The sequence below is a fragment of the Hymenobacter cellulosivorans genome (assembly GCF_022919135.1).
Taxonomy (GTDB): domain Bacteria; phylum Bacteroidota; class Bacteroidia; order Cytophagales; family Hymenobacteraceae; genus Hymenobacter; species Hymenobacter cellulosivorans.
The window spans coordinates 2,771,261-2,792,543 of sequence record NZ_CP095049.1 but is presented as its reverse complement, the minus strand read 5'-3'; the positions used below and the strand labels follow the sequence as shown (position 1 = coordinate 2,792,543).

The 21,283-nt window shown below is 59.8% G+C and carries 19 protein-coding genes; 13 read left to right on the top strand and 6 right to left on the bottom strand.

Going from position 1 to position 21,283, the window contains the following annotated elements; genetic code table 11:
* Positions 1 to 119 precede the first annotated feature (119 nt).
* The gene (locus tag MUN80_RS11845) at positions 120 to 887 is read left to right on the top strand and encodes a tetratricopeptide repeat protein (RefSeq protein WP_244724138.1); all 768 of its coding nucleotides are present in this window, start codon (positions 120 to 122) and stop codon (positions 885 to 887) included.
* Positions 888 to 1,127: 240 nt separating this feature from the next.
* Here MUN80_RS11845 and MUN80_RS11840 read toward each other — a convergent pair whose 3' ends face one another.
* A complete protein-coding gene (locus tag MUN80_RS11840; RefSeq protein ID WP_244724136.1) occupies positions 1,128 to 2,372 on the bottom strand; it encodes an NAD(P)/FAD-dependent oxidoreductase in 1,245 nt (414 codons plus the stop codon).
* Positions 2,373 to 2,626: 254 nt separating this feature from the next.
* Between MUN80_RS11840 and fabG the strand changes: the two genes are divergently transcribed.
* The 5 genes from fabG to MUN80_RS11815 all read left to right on the top strand — a co-directional run bounded on the left by fabG (position 2,627) and on the right by MUN80_RS11815 (position 8,163).
* Positions 2,627 to 3,376 (top strand): 3-oxoacyl-[acyl-carrier-protein] reductase, encoded by a 750-nt coding sequence (gene fabG / locus MUN80_RS11835; protein WP_244724134.1) that lies wholly within the window; start codon positions 2,627 to 2,629, stop codon positions 3,374 to 3,376.
* Between the two features lie 352 nt (positions 3,377 to 3,728).
* Positions 3,729 to 4,376, top strand: a complete 648-nt coding sequence (locus MUN80_RS11830) for an HlyD family secretion protein (protein WP_244724131.1) — start codon at positions 3,729 to 3,731, stop codon at positions 4,374 to 4,376.
* Between the two features lie 148 nt (positions 4,377 to 4,524).
* On the top strand, positions 4,525 to 5,172 hold the full coding sequence (locus tag MUN80_RS11825; RefSeq protein WP_244724128.1) for a YiiX family permuted papain-like enzyme: 648 nt from the start codon (positions 4,525 to 4,527) through the stop codon (positions 5,170 to 5,172).
* Positions 5,173 to 5,598: 426 nt separating this feature from the next.
* Positions 5,599 to 7,644, top strand: a complete 2,046-nt coding sequence (locus MUN80_RS11820) for a VWA domain-containing protein (protein ID WP_244724125.1) — start codon at positions 5,599 to 5,601, stop codon at positions 7,642 to 7,644.
* A 114-nt stretch (positions 7,645 to 7,758) separates the two neighbouring features.
* A complete protein-coding gene (locus tag MUN80_RS11815) occupies positions 7,759 to 8,163 on the top strand; it encodes a hypothetical protein (RefSeq protein ID WP_244724123.1) in 405 nt (134 codons plus the stop codon).
* A gap of 19 nt (positions 8,164 to 8,182) precedes the next feature.
* Here MUN80_RS11815 and MUN80_RS11810 read toward each other — a convergent pair whose 3' ends face one another.
* Complete coding sequence (locus MUN80_RS11810) at positions 8,183 to 9,001, bottom strand: ABC transporter permease (RefSeq protein WP_244724120.1); 819 nt, start codon at positions 8,999 to 9,001, stop codon at positions 8,183 to 8,185.
* Positions 8,998 to 9,924, bottom strand: coding sequence for an ABC transporter ATP-binding protein (locus MUN80_RS11805; RefSeq protein ID WP_244724117.1), 927 nt, complete (start codon positions 9,922 to 9,924; stop codon positions 8,998 to 9,000). Before MUN80_RS11805 ends, MUN80_RS11810 begins: the two co-directional genes overlap by 4 nt.
* A 270-nt stretch (positions 9,925 to 10,194) precedes the next feature.
* Between MUN80_RS11805 and MUN80_RS11800 the strand changes: the two genes are divergently transcribed.
* From MUN80_RS11800 to dnaK, 5 genes are all read left to right on the top strand, one after another.
* Positions 10,195 to 11,301 (top strand): sensor histidine kinase, encoded by a 1,107-nt coding sequence (locus tag MUN80_RS11800; protein WP_244724114.1) that lies wholly within the window; start codon positions 10,195 to 10,197, stop codon positions 11,299 to 11,301.
* A gap of 2 nt (positions 11,302 to 11,303) precedes the next feature.
* Complete coding sequence (locus MUN80_RS11795; protein ID WP_244724111.1) at positions 11,304 to 12,044, top strand: LytR/AlgR family response regulator transcription factor; 741 nt, start codon at positions 11,304 to 11,306, stop codon at positions 12,042 to 12,044.
* Between the two features lie 513 nt (positions 12,045 to 12,557).
* Complete coding sequence (locus tag MUN80_RS11790) at positions 12,558 to 13,412, top strand: pseudouridine synthase (RefSeq protein ID WP_244724108.1); 855 nt, start codon at positions 12,558 to 12,560, stop codon at positions 13,410 to 13,412.
* Positions 13,412 to 14,347, top strand: a complete 936-nt coding sequence (locus tag MUN80_RS11785; protein ID WP_244724106.1) for an alpha/beta hydrolase — start codon at positions 13,412 to 13,414, stop codon at positions 14,345 to 14,347. The genes MUN80_RS11790 and MUN80_RS11785 overlap by 1 nt, the downstream gene beginning before the upstream one ends.
* Before the next feature lie 426 nt (positions 14,348 to 14,773).
* Positions 14,774 to 16,708 (top strand): molecular chaperone DnaK, encoded by a 1,935-nt coding sequence (gene dnaK, locus MUN80_RS11780; RefSeq protein ID WP_244724103.1) that lies wholly within the window; start codon positions 14,774 to 14,776, stop codon positions 16,706 to 16,708.
* Between the two features lie 99 nt (positions 16,709 to 16,807).
* Here dnaK and MUN80_RS11775 read toward each other — a convergent pair whose 3' ends face one another.
* The gene (locus MUN80_RS11775; protein ID WP_244724100.1) at positions 16,808 to 17,227 is read right to left on the bottom strand and encodes a hypothetical protein; all 420 of its coding nucleotides are present in this window, start codon (positions 17,225 to 17,227) and stop codon (positions 16,808 to 16,810) included.
* Between the two features lie 217 nt (positions 17,228 to 17,444).
* Here MUN80_RS11775 and MUN80_RS11770 point away from each other — a divergent pair, with 217 nt between their 5' ends.
* Entirely contained in the window at positions 17,445 to 18,590 is a 1,146-nt protein-coding gene (locus MUN80_RS11770) for an FAD-dependent monooxygenase (RefSeq protein WP_244724097.1), read from the top strand.
* 8 nt (positions 18,591 to 18,598) lie between these two features.
* Here the strand turns inward: MUN80_RS11770 and MUN80_RS11765 are convergent, their stop codons facing one another.
* Together MUN80_RS11765 and purE are read right to left on the bottom strand one after the other, a co-directional pair.
* Complete coding sequence (locus MUN80_RS11765) at positions 18,599 to 19,765, bottom strand: endonuclease/exonuclease/phosphatase family protein (protein WP_244724094.1); 1,167 nt, start codon at positions 19,763 to 19,765, stop codon at positions 18,599 to 18,601.
* Between the two features lie 114 nt (positions 19,766 to 19,879).
* Positions 19,880 to 20,431: a 5-(carboxyamino)imidazole ribonucleotide mutase gene (purE, locus tag MUN80_RS11760; RefSeq protein WP_244724091.1), complete on the bottom strand. Its 552-nt coding sequence runs from the start codon at positions 20,429 to 20,431 to the stop codon at positions 19,880 to 19,882.
* Between the two features lie 156 nt (positions 20,432 to 20,587).
* Between purE and MUN80_RS11755 the strand changes: the two genes are divergently transcribed.
* Complete coding sequence (locus MUN80_RS11755; RefSeq protein ID WP_244724088.1) at positions 20,588 to 21,205, top strand: MarC family protein; 618 nt, start codon at positions 20,588 to 20,590, stop codon at positions 21,203 to 21,205.
* Positions 21,206 to 21,283 lie beyond the last annotated feature (78 nt).

The window sequence follows — 21,283 nt, the reverse complement described above, 5'->3', positions numbered from 1 at the left end:
AGCACAACCTCTGCGGCGACTTCACGTCTACACGCTGAGTGCACGGAAAGCCCCGATGGGCGGCCCTCCGGCACCGCGTTGGTACGTGAAGTTTCTTTTGACTATCTGCTTTTTACGAAATGAAAAACCGCATACTCTACTTCGTGGCGGCTACCGCTACGGTTCTGCTTACTACCCAGTGCGCATCCACGGCCGAAAAGGACACGCCCGGCTCGGGCCGGGCCACAGCCACGGAGGTTTCGACCCCGCGGGTACCCACGGCTCCAGCCGTGACGGATGCCTCGACCGGGGCCACGGCTTCGGCCGTTGCTTCTGCACCTGCCACCAGCCCTGGCACGGCCGCTACGATGCCAGTAGTGGAGCCGGCGGCCCGCAAGAACAACGCCGACTACAAAGCGGATATCCGCACGGCCGACGTGGCGCTGAAAGCCAAGCCCCGCGACGCAGATGCGTTGTTGCTGCGGGCCAAAGCCAAAAGCCACCTGAAAGATTACCGCGAGGCCTTAGTGGATTACAACGCGGCCCTGCGCCTGAAGCCCACCAACGCCGAGGCTTACTACAGCCGGGGCCTGACCCGCCTCAAACTCAAGGAATACACGCCCGCCATCAGCGACTTTACCAAGGCCCTCAAGTACCGCCCCGACGATAAGGAGGCTTATTTCGGGCGAGGTGCAGCTAAAATGCAGCTCTTCAACTTCAAAGGCGCCATTCCCGACTTCACCCGCGCCATCAGCATCGACAGCAGCTACGCCGACGCCTGGGAATACCGCGGTATCAGCTACTCCTCCATCAACAAGCCCAAAGAAGCCCAAACCGACCTAGAAAAGGCCACCAAGCTAAACCCCGAAGCCAACAAGAGCCTGCGCCGCTACGCAGGCAAAGAGTAGGACTTAGTTACTGATTGTCAGTTGTTAGCATACGACTGTCATCTTGAACGGCGCGAAGCAAAGGATATGCCTCGCCTACCCCACTGCACATTATACCAATAGGCAAAAGCCCTTTACCACTACTGCGGTAAAGGGCTTTGTCACTTAGGTCAGGAAGGTCCCTCGCCGCCTCATGCGCGGAATGCTTAGGATGACATCCTAAAACCGAACAGCTGGCAACGAACAACCAGCAACTAAACCTTACTTCCGGCCGAAGAGCAGCTTGAGGTAGAAGCTGGGTTGGCGCAGCCGTTCCCGCAGATCAAGGTCGAGGAACATGCCGGAAATGGTTTCGGCCAGCGTCGGGTTGTTGGCGGCACGGTTGGCTACGAAGTTGAACAGGCTGGGAAACTGCAGCAGGCGTTGCAGCCAGTGACTCAGGCGCAGTTCCTGGCCCAGGCGGCGGTACACGGCCGCGTCGTACTGCCGCAGGAAGGCGGCGGAAGTGTCGTGGGCGGCCAGGGCGCGGGCGGCCCAGTCGGCGGCGTGCCGGCCGCTTACCATGGCGTGACTGATGCCTTCCCCGCTGAACGGGTCAATCAGAGAAGCCGCGTCGCCGAGCAGAAGGTAACCGTCGCCGGAAATAACGCGCCGCCTGGAGCCCAGGGGCAAGCCGAACCCTTTTATTGGGCCGAGGCGCTTGGCATCCCGAAACCGGTCTTTCAGGGCCGGGTGGGTAGCCAGCATTTCGGTCATTCGCTCCCGCAGGTTTACCTTTTTGGCCGATACGGCCTTGGTCAGCATGCCGGCGCCTACGTTGGCCTGCCCGTTGGGCAAGGGAAAAACCCACAGGTAGCCCGGTAAAAAATCCTGGATAAAGTGCAGCTCGATAAAGTTGTCGGGACTTAGGCCCGTCACACCTTCGTAGTAGGCCCGCACCCCGGCGCAGTGGTGGGCCGGCTCCAGAGCATGCCCCGCAATCTGGCGTGCAAAGGCCGACTGGGCCCCGTTGGCTACCAGTAGCAGCCGGGCCGAGGCTATTTCATCTCCCCCACCCGAGCGCACCAGCCAGCGGCCCTCAGCCGTGCGTTCGGGCGGGGCCACGTCCACGCCTTCCAGCAGCTCGATTTCGGGCCGCCTACGCACTTCCTCTACCAGGAAGTTGTCGAAATCCAGGCGCTTCATGACGTGGCCGGCGGCAGCATCCACGGTCTTATTGTAGCGCGGCTGAAAGGGCACGCCCAGGCGCTGCCCGTTGGGCGCGAAGAAGTCGATGCCCCAGGATGGCACCTGCCCGGCCGAGGCGGCAAGGCGGGCCGGCAGCTCGGGACCCAGGCGGCGCAGTTCGCTAAGCACCTTGCCACTAAGCGCGTCGCCGCAGATTTTGTCGCGTGGGAATACGGCCTTATCCAGCAGCAGCACCGGCTGACCCGCATTGGCGAGGTGGAGTGCGGCGGATGCGCCGCCCGGCCCGGCTCCCAGAATACAGATATCGACGTGGCGCATAGTACTGGTTGTTCGTTGGTAGTTGTCAGCTGTTCGGCTGGTGTTCGGCAGCTGAAATTAGGTACGAAGATGGGACTTAATGCTGGCTTTGGGCGGCCCCGTGTAGTTCTGCTTTGCGCAAGCATGTGCCTTGCTCCCACTTTCATTCGGCCACCTTGCGAAGTGAAACTTCGCAGTACCAAAGGCCTTGCCCGGCGCAAAAACTAACAACTGACAACTACCAACTAACAACTATATCAGCCTATCTTCGCCGCATGACGAAACTGCTCGACGGAAAAGTGGCCCTCATTACGGGTGCTTCCAAAGGAATTGGCCGCGCCATTGCGGTGTATTTCGCCCAGCTTGGGGCTAATGTGGCATTCACCTACCTCTCCAGCGTGGAGAAAGGCCAGCAATTGGAAGAGGAGCTGGCGGCCCACGGCACCAAAATCAAAGGCTTCCGCTCCGACGCCTCCGACTACGCCCAGGCCGAGAAGCTGGTGGAAGACGTGGTGGCCGAGTTCGGTAAGCTGGACATCCTCGTAAACAACGCCGGCATCACCCAGGACGGCCTGCTCATGCGCATGAGTGAGCAGCAGTGGGACCAGGTACTGGCCGTCAATCTGAAGTCAGTGTTCAACCTGACCAAGGCCGCCACCAAGCCCATGATGCGCGCCAAGAGCGGCAGCATCGTGAACATGACCTCGGTCGTGGGCATCAAGGGCAACGCCGGGCAGGCCAACTACGCCGCTTCCAAGGCCGGTATTATCGGCTTTACCAAGTCGGTGGCCCTGGAGCTGGGCTCGCGCAACATCCGCTGCAACGCCATTGCGCCAGGCTTCATCGAAACCGAAATGACCGATGCCCTCGACCCCAAGCAGGTGGATGAGTGGCGCAAGGCTATTCCGCTGCGCCGCGGCGGCACGCCCGAGGACGTGGCTAAAGCCACCGCCTTCCTCGCCTCCGACGACAGCAGCTACATCAGCGGCCAGGTGCTGCAGGTAGACGGCGGCATGCTGACCTAGGCGAGAACCCTCATTCAGTACCCGTTACAGACAGCGCGGAGCTTCGGCTTCGCGCTGTTTTGCGTTTTGGGGCCAGCCAAATGCTGGGCTAAGGAATCGGGCAGTACCTTTGTCGGGAACTGGCGGCCAGTCGAAGCCGGAACATCTGGAGCAACTGGCGGTTAGTACCCGTTGCTGCGACGCTTTTTTGTAAAAACATGGCCTTGCGTAAAGTAAAGCAGGGTCTTACTCGTCAGCGTATAGGATAGGCGTAACGCGCCTTACCTGCCCTCCCCTTTCTAATGTCTTAGCGCCTTTTCCGCGCCCGGCCGTACGCCGGGCTCCGGAATTGCGCGTGCCGACGCTCCTCGCCATGAAATTTCTGGTAGCCTTTACCCTGCTTACCCTGCTTACCTTAGGCTCAGCCTTTTCGCAGCCTCGTCCGCAAGCCTCTTATTTTTCCGGAGCCTCCACGGCCCGGCCCGCGGCCCGCATAGCCCTGAAGGCAGCCCCCCAGACGGTTAGCCGCCTAGTTAGCTTTGTCGCCAGCCCGATTGTGGCTGCTTCGCCCAGCGTACTAGTCGAAAGCTACTTTTACGAGGGCCAATACGTGCGCCGGGGCCAGGTGCTGGCCAAGCTACGGGTGCGCTCTTCCAATGCCACCGCCTACCTCAATGCCCCACACGACGGGGTGCTGGCCCGGGCCACGGTGCAGGTGGGCGAACTGCTCACGCCCCAAGCACCCTTAACCACCCTTACCGACCAAACCCGCCTACTCGTGCGCCTGACCCCGGCCGCAGCCCAGCAGCTGCACCCCGGCGACAGTGTGCAGGTGGCGCTGGCCAACACGCTGGGCGCGCCCGTGCGGGGCAAAGTCACGGGCTGGAACGGGACAACTGCCAAGCCTGAGCTCCAGTTGCAGCTGCGCAAATCCGTAGCCGGCGCAGCCGTGGGTACAGCCTTGAGCGTAGCCGCCAATCCGGCCGCGGCAGAAGCTACGGTGGCCGAGGTACAGAAGTAGCCACTACACTCAGTGCAGCGCGGAGAAGTCAGCCGGTAATTCCTTGTCCAAACCAGGGTTTGTGGGTAGGTTTGATGGACCATCACCGTTTCCTATGGCCCTTGCTGCCCAGTCAAAAATTTCATTTAGAAGCGCTGTAGCGGCGGCCTTGCTTGTTTTTCTGCTGGTGGCTGGCGTGGCTTACCCCCGCGTGGCCCGTCGGGTTGGCCGCTACCAGGCCATGCGTCAGGCTTCTGCCGCCGTGACCCAGGTGGCGCCCAAACTTCACGATGGGGACCTGATTTTCCAGACCTCACAGTCGGCGCAGAGCCGGGCCATTCAGTTGGCCACGAAGTCGGAGTACAGCCACTGCGGCATCCTGTTTCGGCGAGGTTCGGAGTGGCGGGTATTTGAGGCCGTGCAGCCGGTGAGCGAAACTTCCCTGACCAAGTGGGTAGCCCGCGGCAAGGATGGCAAATTCGTAGTAAAGCGTCTGCGCGACGCCGAAACAGTACTGACGCCCACCGCCTTGCAGCGCCTGCAAGCCGCCGGTCAGCAGTACGCGGGCAAAAACTACGACCTATACTTCGGCTGGAGCGACGAGCGAATTTACTGCTCGGAACTGCTCTGGAAGATGTACAAAACCGCCACCGGCCGCGAAATCGGCCAGCTTCAGACGCTGCGGGAGTTTGACCTGAGCCACCCGGCCGTGCAGGCCAAACTGCGGGAGCGGTACGGCAAGCAGATTCCCCTAGATGAAAAGGTCATTTCCCCGGTCCGGATGCTAGAAAGCCAGGAGCTGGTGACAGTACGGTAGACCGGCAGGCTCTAGCGCCGAGGAAAGCGGAAGCCCAATCGTCCTGCTTCCAAAGCTATTTGCCTTTAAATATCCTGCGCCTTAGCGGTTCAAATCCACTCTATGCATATCTGTCGTCATAAAACACAAATTCCAGATGTTTTCTTGTTCCAGCATATAGCCAAACAGAATATATACTAACATTGGATAATGGTTTCCTTCCTTCCAAGCTGTATGGCAGGAGCTGTTGCATATACTTAACCACAGCAGCTTCAGCGGAAACCCGGCGGCGCGGAACCCATTCTGTGCCTAACTTCGCCCTGCTCTAGTGTTCGGCACTACGCCTTGCTTTTTTGCAAGCAACTTCCCGGCTCGTTTTCGGGTTCTTAGTGCTCCATTCTTCGCCCCTCGCCTTTGCTATCCACCGCTGCTTCTCCCTGGTTAATCTTGCTGTGCCTGGCCGTAGGTGCGGGTTATGCGGCTCTTCTGTACTCGGCTAAGGCTCCCTGGAGCAAGCCCGTGAACTACGCCCTGGCCGCCTTGCGCTTCGTCGTGGTAAGCTTTCTGTGCTTTCTGCTGCTCTCGCCTTTCATCAAAACCACGACGACGACCAAGGAACAGCCTACCATTGTGCTGGCCGTGGATAATTCCCAGTCAGTGGGTTTGTTTACGCCCCAGCCAGTGCTCAGCCAGGCTACGACGGGGCTTACCCAGCTGGCGGCCGCGTTACGCGAGAAAGGCTTTCAGGTCGAAACCCGCACGCTTGGCGGCGCCACAGCCCGCCCGGCCCGTCCGGATTCACTACAATTTAAAAATACTTCTTCCGACCTCGACGGGCTACTCACCGGCATCGGGGAAAGCTACGACGGGCGCAATCTGGCCGGGGTAGTACTCGTGTCGGACGGCATTGTAAACCAGGGCCGGAGCCCGGTGTATTCCGAGTTTCAATTCCCGATTTACAGCGTGGCGGTGGGTGATACGCTACCCAAGAAAGACGTGCGCCTGGCCCAGCTGACCTACAACCGCGTGGCCTTTAGTGGCAACCGGTTTCCGCTGGAGGCCGAAATCGACTACAGCGGCTTCAGCAGTGGGGAAGCCGCCGTGCAGTTGCGCGAAAACGGTCGGGTACTCGAAACCCGCCGTGTGCCGCTCACGGGCAGCCGCCGCAGTCAGAAAACGACCTTCCTGCTCACGGCCAACGCTCCCGGCAAGCACCGCTACGAAGTGGTGGTGCAGCCCCTGCCCGGCGAGTTTACGACGCTCAACAACAGCAAAAGCGCCTACGTGGAAGTAGTGAAGGGTCGGCTGAAAGTGCTGCTGGCCGGTGCCGCCCCTCACCCCGATCTGAAAGCCTTGCGAGCGGCCATTCAGCAAAACGACAACTTTGCCCTAACCACCTATCTGCCCGGCATTACCCCCCTAGCGGCCCAGGATTACGACGTGGCTATTCTGCACCAGCTACCGGCCCGGGGCGGGGTGGGCGCCGAGGTGCTGGCCGCGGTGAAAAGCCGCCGGATTCCGACCCTCTACATTGTGGGGGCCCAGTCCGATTTCAACGCTTACAACACGTTTGGTACGGGCCTGAGCATTACGCCCCGCGGCTCCCAGACCGACGAGGTGACGCCCGTGCTCAACCCCAGCTTTTCGCGCTTTACCTTCGAAGAAGATGCCCTGCGGCGCTTCGCGGCCTACCCACCGGCGGCCGTGCCTTTCGGGGATTTGCGGGTAAATAGCGGGGCTGAAGTGGCCTTGTACCAGCAGGTAGGACGCCTTAAAACCCAGAAGCCCCTGCTGGTGCTCGGTGGTAGTCCGGCCCAGCGCCAGGCGACGCTGCTCACGGACGGCAGCTGGCAGTGGCGCCTGCAGGAAGCCGCCGACCACGCCGACCGGCCCGAGGCCTACGACCGGCTCATCATCCGGACGCTGCAGCTGCTCACGGCCAACGCCAACAAGAAGCGTCTCGACGTGTACCCAACTCAGGACGCCTTCAGCACCGCCGATGACGTGACCTTTGCCGCTGAAACCTACAACGCCATTTTCGAACGAATTTACGGCCAGCAGATCAAGCTGGCTCTGACCGACGAGCAGAACCGCACCCGCACGTTTAGTTTCACCAACAGCGAAGACGGCTCTCCCCTGCACCTGGGCAGTTTGCCCGGCGGCCTCTACCGCTACGCAGCCAGCGCCACGCTCGGCGGCCAGCCCCAGCAGGACCGCGGTGAGCTGCTGGTGCAGGAGCAGCAGCTCGAAACCCTGGAGGCCCGCGCCGACCACAACCTGCTCTACCAGCTGGCCCGCCGCAGTGGTTCGCGCCTGTATTTTCCCGGCCAGTTTGCCCAGCTCACTCAGGATATTCAGAAGGCCAACGCCAAGCCCGTGCTCTACAGCCAGGAAGACCTCAAGGACTTGATTAACCTGAAATGGCTGTTTTTCCTGCTGCTGGCCCTGGTTACGGCCGAGTGGGCCACCCGCAAATACTCCGGTGGCATTTAAGCAAGCAACGCGAAGCAGCGCTTCACGAAACATTAAACGATACCCATTGCAGCAGCGTCCACGCCTCGCGAAGTCAGACTTCGTGTTACGTTGGCAAGCCGCTTTACCCGTGCTATGAAAACTAGTTCCTTCTTTCTTTTCGCCGCTACTTTCCTTGCTGCTTGCAATTCGTCGCCGGAAAAGCAGGCCGAAGCAGTGGTGTCCGAATATGTGAGCAACCGCCTCGATAGCCCGGCAGATTACCGGGCCGAGAAGTTCGACACCAAGCCCTACACCCGCCAGGACTCGGCAGCCTACGCGGCCAGCGTGGCCCGGCTCAACGCCAGTGGTAGCACTCCGGCCCCGGCGGCAGTGCCACAAGTAGCCAACGGCACAGCCCAGATTGGCACCTTCGTACGCCATAGCTATCGGGAGCAAACCAAGGACGGCGACGTGCGGCGCGACAGTGGGGAGTTCGTTGTGTCGCCCAAGGGCGACGTTATTGAGCTCATTCCCAGCTACCGACTCAAGGCCCGCTAACGACAGAGCGGCACGCGGCTTAGTCGGCCGTTTTCCACCGGCTCAGCAGCCCGTAGCCGACCAGCAAGGCCGCGGCAAACCAAGCCAGACTGCTCCATTCGGCCAAGCCTATACCGGACTGAACCGTGAGCAGGCCCTGCGCATCTTTGCCCACCAGGCTCAATACTCGGGTTGGAGCAGCGTAGGGCACCCAGTCGACGTGCTCCCAGCGTAGCAGCGTCAGAGCCGCGACCAGCCCCCCAATACCGAACGCGAAGGGTAGTGCAAAGCTACGCCACCATAGGGCGGCTACGTATTGAATACCCAGAATGCCCAATGTGGCCAGATACGTATGCGCCAGCAAGGGTATTACCCCGGCCAGCGGCACCGGGTAGGCCCCAAACAGCAGCTCAGGCCGGAGCCAACCCAGCAGTTTGCCGGAAGCCAGCAGCAAAACCACATACACCACCTGGGCCAGCAGATTGAGCTGAAGCAAGACCAGCAGCTTGCTTCCGAGCACGGCCCCGCGGCTGACGGGTAAGGCGTAGAGGTGCTTCCAGGCCGTAGCGCGGTTTTCGATGGCCACCAGCAGGCTGGTTAGCAGAATCAGAAATAGGGGCAGCAACAGCACCGAGGCCGTTTGCCAGCTCATGTGAATGTAGTGCCGCCACGGATTCTCTCCGGCCGCCAGCAGCTTTTCGCCGCGGAAATAAATTATCAGAAAGTTGAGCAATACCGGCAAGGCCCCGCCGCCCAGGGCCAGCCACAACGCCAGGGTACGGCGCAGCTTAAGCCAGTCGGCGGTGTGGGTACGACGCAGCAGCAGAAAAGGCGTGGGCGAATGCAGGGGCAGGCTCATGGGGTGGGCGTGGTTTCGGTGAGTTGCAGAAAGGTTTCCTCCAGCGTGGGCTGCTGGCAACTGATATGGTACAGGGGCTGACCGGCCGCTACCAGCTGCCGGGCCAGCTCGGCCACTTGCTCCCGCGACTCGTAGGGCAGCAGCAACGTGCCCGCGCCCGTAACCCGGGCCCTGCCCAGCGCAGCGGGCAGCAGGTTGCGGCAGGTATCGGCGCTGTCGGTTTCGATGAGGAGCTGCTGGTTGTCGCGCTGCCGATTCTGCAATTCCGCCATGTGGCCCTGAAACACCAGTCGCCCGTGCTGAATGATACCCACGTGGGTAGCAACTCGCTCGATTTCGCTGATCAGGTGGCTTGAGAGCAGAATGGTTTTGCCCTGCTCCCGCTGCAGACGCCGCAGCAATTCGCGCATGTCGATGATGCCGTTGGGGTCGAGGCCGTTGGTGGGTTCGTCGAGGATGAGCAGGTCGGGGTCGGGCAGCAGGGCTAAGCCCAGTCCGAGCCGCTGCCGCATGCCCAGCGAGTATTCCCGCACCGGACGGTGGGCCGCCTCCGTGAGTCCGACCAAGGCCAAGACTTCCTCCGAGCGGCCCCGGGCCAGGCCGCGCAACGTGCGGGTTACCTCCAGATTGGCATGGCCACTGAGGTGGTCATAGAGCGAGGGGTTTTCAATCAGGGCACCCACGCGGGTGAGCAGGGCCACGCGGTGCCGGGCCAAGTCGTGACCGAAAAGGCGAACCGTGCCCGCCGGGGCCTGCAACAGGCCCAGCAGCAGCCGGAGCGTTGTGCTTTTGCCTGCCCCATTGGGTCCCAAAAAGCCATAAATACTCCCCTTGGGTACAGCCAGGGATACATCGTGCAGAATAGAACGGGCGCCGTAGGAAAAGGAAAGCTGGTTGGTTTCAACAAGAGAAATAGAGCTCATACAAGGCATTTGGTTGGTAGCAGGTCAAAACTACCGGCTGGTCACCAAGCCCCGCAGGTTATTCAACCAACCCGCCCCGACCGAGCGGAAAACCCCTTTCCGGACCCACAACTCCAGCCTGGCAGCCTCTGGTTGAGCCCGCCGGCCCGTTGGTGGCGCTGCCACCTGTATTCAGGTGCTGAAAGCGGCTGATGGTTGAAAATAGCCCGGCTTATTCGGTCGCCGGAAGCTACTTTGGCGGTTCATTACGTAGCATCTTTCCCACTAATCATGTCGCCCTACCCTGCCTCAATAATGCCACCGCCCTGGCTACCTGCTGCCAGCCGGGTCCCGTTGTGGGCGCATCTGTCCTTATGGGCCGGGCTGGTGGCAATAGATGCCCTACAGATCTATTTTGGCCTCCACGCCCTAAACCGCACCACTGTAAGCCATGCCTTCGATTGGCAGTATGCCCTCGTGCACGGGGTCCTCACCGATATTCTGTACGCGGGATTATTCTACGTCAACTGGCTGATCCTGATTCCCAACATCCTGGCCCACAACCACGTCTGGCGCTACGTGCTGGCCGTAATCGTGACCATAGCCGTATCCGTAGGCCTGCGGGTGGTCATTTCCCGGTACACAATTCCGGATGGCGGCACTGAACCCATTAACCCGTCGCGGCAGGTAGAGCCTTATATTCTTTGGGGCCTGATAACGCTCTTTTTCAGCTCCGGTCTAAAGGTCACCAGCGACTACCTGCAGGGCCAGCGCAACCGCCGGGAACTGGAGCGCCAAAACCTGCTCACCGAGCTGGCTTTGCTCAAGGCCCAGGTCAATCCGCACTTTCTGTTTAACACCCTTAACAACATCTACGCCCTAACCAAGCAGCAGTCGGCAAGGGCGCCGGAAGCCGTGCTCCGCCTGGCCGAAATCATGCGCTACATGCTCTATGAAAGCAATTCAGAGCAGGTCTTGCTGGCTAAGGAGCTGACCAACATCCGCAGCTTTCTGGACTTGCAGCGCCTGCGTCTGCCCGCAGCCGACGCCGAGGCCATTGTCTTTCACAGCCGCGGCGTGCCCAACGACTCAACCTATCAGATTGCGCCCATGCTTTTGCTGCCCCTGGTCGAAAACGCTTTTAAGCACGGCGACCTGGCCATGCGCCCCGAGGCCGTGCGCCTGACCGTGGCGCTAACCACCGCGGGCGAATTGCGCTTCGAGGTACACAACTTCGTCGATGCCAACGCCCACTCCCCTCAAGAGCAAGCCGGTGGTCTGGGCTTGGTTAATTTGCGCCGCCGCCTGAACTTGCTCTACCCCAACCGTCATACCTTACACGTCGAGAGCCAGCCCACGGAGCATACGGTGGTGCTGACCCTGGCCGCCGCGCTTTAACTATGGAACCGGAAACCCCGCTGCGCAAAATCTTCTGCGTCCTCATCGACGACGAGCCCCTGGCCCTCGACGTGCTGGCCGATTATTGCGCGCAAATTTCCTTTCTGGACGTGCGCGGGCAGTTTCATGAGGCCCTGGCGGCCCTGGCCTTTCTGCAGGACAACCCCGTAGACCTGGTTTTTCTCGACATCCACATGCCCCGCCTTACGGGTTTGCAGCTGGCCCAACTGCTGCCCGCTCCGGGCCCACGCATCGTGCTGACTACGGCCTATGATTCCTACGCCGTGCGCAGCTACGAGTTAGGCGTGACGGACTACCTACTCAAGCCCATTTCGTTTGAGCGGTTTTTACAGGCCGTCAACAAGGTGCGCCAGGCCCTGATGCCCCCGCCCGCTCCGGCCCCGGAAGCTGCGCTGGCGGCGCCCGATGCTATGTTCGTCAAAAACGAGCACCGCCTGCTGCGCGTGGCCTTCGATGATATTCTCTACATCGAGGGCATGAAGGAATACCTGATGATTTATACCACCCAGGGCAAAATCCTGACTTTGCAATCCTTCCGGCGAGTGGAGGAAGTACTGCCGCCCGAGCGGTTCGCCCGGATTCACAAGTCGTTTTTGGTTTCGCTCCAGCGCATCGAGCACCTGGAGCGGGGCAAGGTGCAGGTGGCCGGCCGCCTGCTGCCCATCGGCGACACCTACCGTGACTCGTTTGCCACCCTGATCCGGGCCCACAATCAGCTCTAAAAATGTATATACAACAAACCTGCTGGTAGCTTTTCGGGGCAAGAATCCGTTATTCTGGTTTGTTTTTACTGCTGCTTTATGACCTTATCCTGCCCTTTGCTCTTGCTTGGTGATATAACCGGGCTTCTGTGGTTCGTGGGTATCGGGCTGGCCCTTGGGTTTCTAGCCTTTCTCGTTGCCATTCTGAACGTCGGCAAGCGGGACTTTGTGGACAAGGCAGATACAGCTGAGGGGAAGTCCCGCCGCCTGGGCCTATTGCTGGTGGGAGCCCCTTTCCTGGCGTTACTGCTGCTCTATTTGCTGATAGCGGGGCTATAATTTTGGCTGAACGCGTTACACAGCTTAGGCTGCTATTTCAGCCCCTAGCGTGGTAGGTGCTCTGCGGATTGGTACCTTTGTGTGTTCCGCCTGGTTTATAGCCGCCGGAAAACGGACCTATACCGGCTCATTCTCGATTCCCGGGCGGGCAAACCGTCTTCTTCTGCTTTTTCTTACCCCACGTTTTTCCTGCTGATGCGCTACGTTCTCGTCAACAAACCCTACGAAGTTCTCACCCAATTTACCGACGAGAACGGCCGCGCCACGCTCAAAGACTTCGTGCCCGTGCCTGGCGTGTACCCCGTTGGCCGCCTCGATTACGACAGCGAAGGCCTTGTGCTACTCACCGACGACAAAGGCCTGCAGCACCGCCTCTCGGAGCCCCGCTACAAAGTACCCAAAACCTACCTGGCCCAGGTAGAAGGCATTCCGACCGAGGAAGCCCTGGCCCAGCTGCGCCGCGGCGTCGATATCAAAACCAGCTACACCGCTCCGGCTGAAGCCGAATTGCTGGCCGGCCCGCCTTCTTATTTGTGGGAACGCAGCAAGCCTATCCGCTTCCGGGCCGCCATTCCTACTTCCTGGCTGAAAATCACGATTTCGCAGGGCATGAACCGGCAGGTGCGCAAGATGACGGCCGCCGTAGGCTTTCCCACCCTGCGCCTGGTCCGCACCCAGATTGCTCACCTGCCCGTAGACGGCCTCGCGCCCGGGCAGTGGCGGGAACTGACCGAAGCCGAAGCCGCCAAGCTGCGCTCAGCCTACTCGGCCACCAAAATGCCGGGCGAACGGACTGTAGCACCCAAGTCGGCTGCCGGAGCCGCTAAAGCCGACGCACAGGCCAAACCAGCCAGCGCCGGCCGCTCGGCAGGGCCAAAATCTGCCGGTTCTGGCTCAACCGGCACCCGTCCTGCGGCCGGCAAAGGCGGCCGCTCCTTTGACTCGGACAAGCCCAAAGGCCGCTCCGGCGCCAAGCCCGGTGCTAGCGGGGCTGGCCGCAACTCCGGCGGCGGGGGCCGTTCAGGTGGGGGCCGTAGCTCGAGCCGCTAATGAAACGTAGGCTGCTCTGGCTGGCATTGCTGGGTTTTCTGGCCGTCAACGGCGTGGCTTTTCTGCATGCCTGGCGCTTTACCCACTTCACCGACGAGCCCGGCACCCACACCGACAACCCCGAGCAGCTTTCGGCCCTGGATAAAGCCTGGGTGTTGCTGACGGGCATCAAAAACCCCAAGCCCCGCAACGTCGGCGCGCCGGCTTTTGCGTTCAGCACCGTTACCATCCCGAGCTCCAACGGGCAGTTGGAAGCTTGGTACAGTCCGGTGGAACACGAGAAAGGCCGCGTGGCCTTGTTTCACGGCTACACCAGCAACAAGTCCAAGCTGCTGACTGAGGCGGGCACGTTTCGGCAGCTGGGTTACTCCGTCCTGCTCGTTGATTTTGCCGGTAACGGTGGCTCCGAAGGCTTCCAAACTACGGTCGGATTCCGCGAATCGGCTGATGTAAAAGCGGTATTCACCTATCTACAGCAGCAAAACGCAACCACGCCTATCATCCTCTACGGCGCATCTATGGGTGCCGTGGCCATCCTGCGGGCCGAGAGTGAGCTGGGCGTGAGGCCCGCAGCCAATATCATCGAGTGCCCCTACGGCAGCATGCTCCAGACGGCCCAAAACCGCTTCAGCTCCATGCACGTGCCAGCCTTTCCCATGGCCAACCTGCTCGTTTTCTGGGGCGGGGTGCAAAACAGCTTCTGGGCCTTCGACCTCGACGCTACCGAGTTTGCTAAAAAGGTAATGGCTCCTACCCTGCTCATGTGGGGCGAGGCCGACCCGCGCGTCACCCGGGCCGAAACCGACGCCATTTATGCGGCCTTACAAGGGCCCAAGCAGCGCCGCGACTTCCCCGCTGCTGGCCACGAGCCCTATTGGCATAAGTACCCAGCAGAATGGAGAAACACAATTGGTGGGTTTCTAAAGCAGTTTTAAAGTATAAATCGACTCTCATCCTGAGGCACAGCCGAAGGGCCTTGCTCGCCTATCCCACGACAGGTCTTACCAATGTAAAAAGCCCTTTACTATCCCGGTAGTAAAGGGCTTTTCACATTGAAGAGCATTTCTTATAACATGGGGGCAGGTCACGGCGCGTGATGCATGGAATGCTCTGCTTAGGATGACACCCAAAGGGAATTGCTTCAAGTGGGCCTCTCCCCTGCCCCGCTGTCAGCATATCCTGCCGGCTACTTCCCCGTAAAAGTCAGTCCGTCGTAAAACCTGCCTTGGGAGTCGGCTAAAATGACAATGTGTCACAGAAAAACCGCCTTTTTCGGGCTGGTACGCTGCTTGTCATTAGTCCGACGCGAGTGATTCGCAATCTGAAGCAGACACATCCAACACTTACATACATCCAATCAAATGGGAAAAATAATCGGTATTGACCTCGGCACCACCAACTCGTGCGTGTCCGTTATGGAAGGCAACGAGCCGGTGGTGATTCCAAATAGCGAAGGCCGCCGCACGACTCCGTCGATTGTGGCGTTCCTCGACAACGGTAAGGGCGAGCGGAAAGTCGGTGACCCGGCCAAACGTCAAGCCATTACCAATCCCCAGAACACGATTCAGTCGATTAAGCGCTTTATGGGCCGCGGCTTCTCGGAAGTAACCGAAGAGTCGAAGCACGTGTCGTATCAGCTGGAGAAGGGCTCTAACAACACGGTAGCCGTTAAAATCGGTGACCGCCAGTATACGCCCCAGGAAATTTCGGCCATGGTGCTTCAGAAAATGAAGCAGACCGCCGAAGAGTATCTGGGCACGACGGTAACCGAAGCCGTTATTACGGTTCCGGCTTACTTCAACGACGCCCAGCGCCAGGCTACTAAAGAAGCCGGTGCCATTGCCGGCCTCGACGTGAAGCGCATCATCAACGAGCCTACGGCCGCTGCCTTGGCCTACGGCCTCGATAAAAAGCACAAAGACCAGAAGATTGCCGTCTATGACTTGGGTGGCGGTACCTTCGACATCTCGATTCTGGAACTCGGCGACGGCGTATTCGAAGTACTGAGCACCAACGGTGATACCCACCTCGGTGGCGACGACTTCGACCAGGTAATCATCAACTTCCTGGCCGAGACTTTCGCCAGCGAAAACGAAGGCCTCGACCTGCGTAAAGACCCCATGGCTCTGCAGCGCCTGAAAGAAGCCGCTGAGAAAGCCAAGGTTGAGCTGTCGAGCTCTTCGGAGACGGAAATCAACCTGCCCTACGTAACGGCTACCGCCTCGGGCCCCAAGCACCTGGTGGTAAAGCTGAGCCGCGCCAAGTTCGAGCAGCTCGCCGATTCGCTGGTGCGCCGCTCGATGGATCCCGTGAAGAAAGCCCTGCAAGACGCTGGCCTGAGCACGTCGGATATCGACGAGGTAATCTTGGTGGGTGGTTCGACCCGCATTCCCCGCATTCAGGAGGAAGTAGAGAAGTTCTTCGGCAAGAAGCCTTCGAAAGGCGTTAACCCCGACGAAGTAGTAGCCATTGGCGCTGCTATCCAGGGTGGGGTACTGACCGGCGAAGTCAAAGACGTCCTGCTGCTGGACGTAACTCCGCTGAGCCTCGGTATCGAGACCATGGGCGGCGTGATGACCAAGCTGATTGAAAGCAACACGACGATTCCGACCAAGAAGTCCGAGACCTTCTCGACGGCTTCCGACAACCAGCCTTCGGTTGAAATCCACGTGCTGCAAGGCGAGCGTCCCTTGGCTTCCCAGAACCGCACTATCGGCCGCTTCCACCTCTCCGACATTCCGCCAGCACCCCGCGGCGTTCCGCAGATCGAAGTAACCTTCGACATCGACGCCAACGGTATCCTGCACGTATCGGCCAAGGACAAAGGCACCGGCAAAGAGCAGAAGATCCGCATTGAGGCTTCTTCCGGCTTGTCGGATGCTGACATCGAGCGGATGCGCAACGAGGCCAAAGCCAACGAAGAGGCTGACAAGCAGGAAAAGGAGCGCATTGAGAAAGTCAACCAGGCCGACTCGATGATCTTCCAGACCGAGAAGCAGTTGAAAGAGTACGGCGACAAGCTGAGCGCCGGCAACAAGACGGCCGTAGAAAATGCCCTGGCCGACCTCAAGAAGGCCCATGAGAGCAAAGACCTCGGCCAGATTGGCACCGCCATGGAGGCTATCAACGCCGCTTGGCAGGCCGCTTCGCAGGAAATGTATGCTCAAGGCGGCGAAGGTCAGCCCCAGGGCTACCCCGGCGGTGATGGCCAGGCTCAAGGTGGCAACGGCCAGCAAGGCCAGCCCCACGACAACGTGACCGACGTTGACTACGAAGAAGTCGACGGGAACAAGTAATTTGTTGATTGATGATAGAAAAGGCCGGGAGCATTGCTTCCGGCCTTTTTTTGTTGGTTACGTTATGCAGAAATTTATTCGGCGCCCCTGCTCCGGGCTTTATACCGGCAGTTGCGTAAGCCAAACCTTGGCGTCGGCTTCATTATCGAAGAGCCGGTACGTAAGGGCCGACTCCTGGGCTTCGTTCATGACCAGATTGACCGACAAGCGGGCAAAAACGTCTTGGGGCAGAATTACAGCGCCGTATATCTCGTCGCCCTGCGCAGTGCGGGAAACCCAGTAATTTTGGATCCAGGTACGCTCATCCTCCGTGTAAGGTGACATCTGCTGCTGGTCGCCGAGCATTTTGCGCCAGCCCCGATTGCGCAGCAACTGGCTGGCGTGGGTCAGGAAGGCCTGCATGTCGCTCAGCTTTCTTTTGCCGGGATTGTAGGCCACAATGGCATAACCATCAGGGTGTTCGAGCAAGCGCCCGACAGGATTTTCGAAATACAACCGGGGGGTTGTTTGTTCAGACATGTTGCAGGTAGATCGGAGGAGAAGGATACCAGGCGAAATCTGGCACAAAACCAATACGCGAAGCTAGTGAAGAAGGATGCCGCAAAAAAAGACGGACATTACCTTTTACCAGTTGAAGCAAGTATATTTCCCGACGAAATACATTCTTTTTACCAACTGGCATTCTAAGCTATCCTTTTCCTATAGTATAGTTTATTCAGGATACTCCCGCGTATTTATGGCATCATTCATTGTTATCGGGGCCGGCATTGGCGGCCTTACTACGGCTCATGCGTTGCTGCGCCAAGGCCACGTGGTGCAGGTGCACGAAGCGGCGGCCGAGCTGCGTGAAGTCGGGGCTGGAGTGGTGTTAGGGGCCAATGCCATGCGTGGTTTGGCGCAGCTAGGCCTCTATGATGCTGTTCGGGCGCAGGGCACGCCCATTAGCAGGCTGTCTTTGTGCGATGAGCGGGGCCACGTGCTGCAATCGGCCGACCCGGCTTTTTTTGCCCGCCAGATTGGATTCGACAACCTGGGCATTCACCGCGCGGCCTTACAGCGGGCGCTGCTGGCCAGCTTACCCGCCGACGTGGTCCGACTAAACTCACGCTTCGAGCGGTTCGCCGAAACCGAAGGAAAAATTACTGCCTACTTCACCGATTCGACCAGTGCCGAGGCCGACGCGTTAATTGGGGCCGATGGGCTGCATTCCCTGGTTCGGCGGCAGCTGTTGCCTCAGAGCCAGCCCCGGTATGCGGGGTACACGTGCTGGCGGGCCGTAGTTGATACCAGCCAGCTGCCGCTACCCGTTGGCGACTCCTACGAAATCTGGGGGAGCGGCGGGCGCCGCCTGGGCTACGTACCCGTGGGCCACAACCGCGCCTACTGGTTTGCCTGTCTCAACAGCTCCACGCCCCGCAATCCGCACTTTCAGGCCTTTACCGTGGCAGACCTACAGCGCACCTTTGCCGATTTTCCTGCACCTATTCCGGCGCTGTTGGCCCTCACGCAGCCCGCCCAGCTATTGTGGAACGACATTCTGGATTTGCCCCCGCTACGTCGGCTAAGCTATGGCCGGGTGCTGCTGCTGGGCGACGCGGGCCACGCCACTACGCCCAATATGGGACAGGGAGCCGGCCAAGCCGTGGAAGATGCAGCCGTGCTAGCTGAATGCCTGATTAAAACCCAGGAGCTACCCAGCGCTTTTCGTTGCTTCGAACAAAAGCGCCTGCCCCTTACCACCCGCATTGTAAACACCTCCTGGCAACTGGGCCGCCTGGCCCAGCTGGAAAACCCGCTGCTGATTAGCTTGCGCAACCTGGGTATGCGCTGGCTACCGAAAGCCGTTAGCCAGAAGCAGATGGCTTGGCTGTACGAGCTCTAAAAACGCGGTTAGGTCGTCAGCTCCCGTTTTGGCTTCAAACCAGCTTCTTCCTCTTTTTCCTCTTCATCTTCCTCCTCGAAGCCCTCCTGGATTTTCTCCTCGGCTTCCTCGTAGTCGCCGGTGTCAGCCTGTTCGCGGTTTTCTTCCTGCTCAGCCTTATCGTGAGGCTCGTAGCTGAGCTTGAGGTAGATGGGAAAATGGTCGGAGCCTACGTAAGGCAGGCGCTGAATATCATCTACCTTAAAATCGGGCGACACGAAGACGTGGTCCAGGGGCCAGCGCAGCAGGGAGTAGTCGGCGTGGAAGGTGGGCAGCAGGCCCCGGCCCACGCGCGGGTCGAGCAGGCCGCTGATGCGGCGGAATAACTCGGAAGTGTGGGACCAGGCCACGTCGTTCATGTCGCCAAACACGATGGTCGGCTCCTCCTTCTCCCCGATTTCCTTGCCCACCAGCAGTAGTTCCGCGTCGCGCTTGGTGCTGGTTTTGGACTCGGCCGGGGCTGGCGGCTTGGGGTGCAGGCCAAAGATACGCACCCAGGTTTTGCCGTCCGGCAACTGCACCCGGCCGTGGAGCGAAGGCACGTCATCATCGAGCAAATACTTGATTTCGCAGCCTTTCAGGGGCAAGCGCGAAAAGAACAGCAGGCCGTAAGTGTTGTCGAGGGGTTCGTGGCAGGTATAGGGGTGGGTGGCTTCCAGGGGCTTGAGCTGCTCATACCACCACTGGTCGGTTTCGACGGCCATAATCAGGTCGGGGTCGGTTTGCTGCAACACGGCCAGGGCGCGGGCTCCTTGCTTGTTGTACTGCAGCACGTTCATCACGGCCAGGCTCAGGTGGCGCGAGCCGTCGGGCCGGGTGCTGTCGGCAATCTGCTTGCTGGCTACCGGCGTATAGGGCACGATGCGGAAGGACTGGTACACCACGGCGGCCCCCAAAGCTCCCAGCAGACCCAGGCCCCAGTAGCCATCCAGCCGGTGCCAGCCCAGCAGCAACGCCCCGGTGATGGTCAGCAGCGTGACGGCCACAATCTGCAGGCGGGGAAAGTCGAAGACGCGAATCCACCAGGCGGTTTCGCGCAGCAAGGGCAAAAGCGTAGCCACCAAAGCCGCCACTGCCAGGAGCAGCGTCAGCCCGTGGGCCAGCAAAATCCAAAGGGGAGCTTCGAGGTCAGGCACTTACGAGTGGAGTTGGGTGGGAGAGTGGAGTAGTAAACTGGTGAGATGGTGAGAGGGGGAGTTTTCAGTAGAATAGAGCGAATGGAACAACAACTGACGAGTTCACTAGCTCACCTATTCATCGTTGAAGCCACCTTTGCGCAGCTCCTCAATGGTGCGCATCACTTTGTCTTTGAGCGCAGTACGGTACTTTTCCAATACATCCGCCAGTCGGGCGTTGCTCAGGGCCAGCATCTGCGTAGCCAGTACGGCAGCGTTGGCGGCCCCGTCGATGGCAACGGTAGCCACGGGCACGCCGGCCGGCATCTGCAGCATAGACAGCACTGAATCGATGCCGTGAACCGACGTGCTAGAGTTGATGGGCACCCCGATTACGGGCAGCGTGGTGAAGGAAGCCAGCATGCCGGGCAAATGAGCTGCCCCGCCTCCACCGGCAATAATAACCCGCATACCGCGCTTACGGGCAGTTTCACCGTACTCGATAAGACGATACGGCGTGCGGTGGGGCGACACCAGGGTTATTTCGTGGGGCACACCGAACTGCCGCAGCACCTCGGCCGCGGCAGACATGATTTTCAGGTCGGACTGGCTGCCCATGACGATGCCCACCAGGGGCGTATCACGGTAATCATCGGCGGGGGTGGCTGCGGGAGAAGCAGTTGTCATGCAAATAGGAAGAAAAAAAGGCGGGCCTCAGGCCGTATAAGCGCTTGTACGCGACAGTAACGCCATGGTTGACTTTCCAAACATACCATTTTAACCGCTTTGCCGATTCTCAATCCCTCGTACCTTTACCCGCCTTCCACCTCCCCGCTCCGGTACATGGAAATCCTACTTGCCACCTTCACCACGCTGTTTTCGGTCGTGAATCCCTTCGGGGCCATGCCGGTCTTCCTGACCCTGACCGAGGACGACACGCCCAGCCACCGCGCCCAGATCGGGCTGCGGGCCTGTATCTACATGGTGGGCGTGCTGTCGGTATCGTTTTTTGCCGGGCAATATGTACTTAACTTCTTTGGTATCAACATTCACCACCTGCGCATTGCTGGCGGCATCCTGCTGATGCGCTCCGCCTTCGATCTGCTCACGCCGGGCGGCAACCGAGCCAAGGTATCAGAAGCCACCCTGGAGGAAAGTATGCACAAGGAGGACATTTCCTTTACTCCGCTGGCCATGCCCATGCTGTCGGGGCCCGGCTCCATGGCCGTGTGCATCGGCTTGTTTACCGAAAAGCTGACCTACCTCGACATGGGCCTGATCTTCTTCGGCTTTGTGCTGGTGGCCGCAGCGGCTTATATTATTCTGATGTCGTCGTTGCGCCTGACGCGCTTTCTGGGCCGGCCCGGCATGGCGGCCCTGGCCCGCATCATGGGCTTTCTAACCCTGGCCATCGGCGTCAATTTCCTGGCTACGGCCATCAAGGCCCTGTTTCAGGAGTAGCCGTTTCGTCTGCCTCCGCCTTTCCATTTTCCCGCGTATTGTCGGCTTTTTCGGCCTAGCTCCGGTTAGAGGCCGTAT